The organism is Curtobacterium sp. UNCCL20 (assembly GCF_900101675.1).
Lineage (GTDB): Bacteria > Actinomycetota > Actinomycetes > Actinomycetales > Microbacteriaceae > Curtobacterium.
Genome location: NZ_FNKG01000006.1, coordinates 1 through 1,672, shown reverse-complemented (window position 1 = coordinate 1,672; position 1,672 = coordinate 1). Strand labels below are relative to the sequence as shown.

1 rRNA gene is annotated in these 1,672 nt (G+C 55.9%); it reads left to right on the top strand.

What is annotated here, in order from left to right:
* Nucleotides 1–90: 90 nt before the first annotated feature.
* Nucleotides 91–1,618 (top strand): 16S ribosomal RNA (locus tag BLT36_RS18195).
* Nucleotides 1,619–1,672: the final 54 nt, after the last annotated feature.

The following is a 1,672-nucleotide window of genomic DNA, read 5'->3' as shown; positions in this document are numbered from 1 at the left end:
GCAATTCCTTTTGGATTGAAGATTGTCAGTTGACAGTCAACAGTCAGAATCAACTCGGTCTGATGCCTTCGGGTGTTGGGTCTGTATTTTTTTACGGAGAGTTTGATCCTGGCTCAGGACGAACGCTGGCGGCGTGCTTAACACATGCAAGTCGAACGATGATGCCCAGCTTGCTGGGTGGATTAGTGGCGAACGGGTGAGTAACACGTGAGTAACCTGCCCCTGACTCTGGGATAAGCGTTGGAAACGACGTCTAATACTGGATATGACTGCCGGCCGCATGGTCTGGTGGTGGAAAGATTTTTTGGTTGGGGATGGACTCGCGGCCTATCAGCTTGTTGGTGAGGTAATGGCTCACCAAGGCGACGACGGGTAGCCGGCCTGAGAGGGTGACCGGCCACACTGGGACTGAGACACGGCCCAGACTCCTACGGGAGGCAGCAGTGGGGAATATTGCACAATGGGCGAAAGCCTGATGCAGCAACGCCGCGTGAGGGATGACGGCCTTCGGGTTGTAAACCTCTTTTAGTAGGGAAGAAGGGAGCTTGCTCTTGACGGTACCTGCAGAAAAAGCACCGGCTAACTACGTGCCAGCAGCCGCGGTAATACGTAGGGTGCAAGCGTTGTCCGGAATTATTGGGCGTAAAGAGCTCGTAGGCGGTTTGTCGCGTCTGCTGTGAAATCCCGAGGCTCAACCTCGGGCTTGCAGTGGGTACGGGCAGACTAGAGTGCGGTAGGGGAGATTGGAATTCCTGGTGTAGCGGTGGAATGCGCAGATATCAGGAGGAACACCGATGGCGAAGGCAGATCTCTGGGCCGTAACTGACGCTGAGGAGCGAAAGCATGGGGAGCGAACAGGATTAGATACCCTGGTAGTCCATGCCGTAAACGTTGGGCGCTAGATGTAGGGACCTTTCCACGGTTTCTGTGTCGTAGCTAACGCATTAAGCGCCCCGCCTGGGGAGTACGGCCGCAAGGCTAAAACTCAAAGGAATTGACGGGGGCCCGCACAAGCGGCGGAGCATGCGGATTAATTCGATGCAACGCGAAGAACCTTACCAAGGCTTGACATACACCGGAAACGGCCAGAGATGGTCGCCCCCTTGTGGTCGGTGTACAGGTGGTGCATGGTTGTCGTCAGCTCGTGTCGTGAGATGTTGGGTTAAGTCCCGCAACGAGCGCAACCCTCGTTCTATGTTGCCAGCGCGTTATGGCGGGGACTCATAGGAGACTGCCGGGGTCAACTCGGAGGAAGGTGGGGATGACGTCAAATCATCATGCCCCTTATGTCTTGGGCTTCACGCATGCTACAATGGCCGGTACAAAGGGCTGCGATACCGTAAGGTGGAGCGAATCCCAAAAAGCCGGTCTCAGTTCGGATTGAGGTCTGCAACTCGACCTCATGAAGTCGGAGTCGCTAGTAATCGCAGATCAGCAACGCTGCGGTGAATACGTTCCCGGGCCTTGTACACACCGCCCGTCAAGTCATGAAAGTCGGTAACACCCGAAGCCGGTGGCCTAACCCTTGTGGGAGGAGCCGTCGAAGGTGGGATCGGTGATTAGGACTAAGTCGTAACAAGGTAGCCGTACCGGAAGGTGCGGCTGGATCACCTCCTTTCTAAGGAGCATCTGGCACCGTTTTGCGGTGTCCAGGCGCCTGATTCGGACCGAA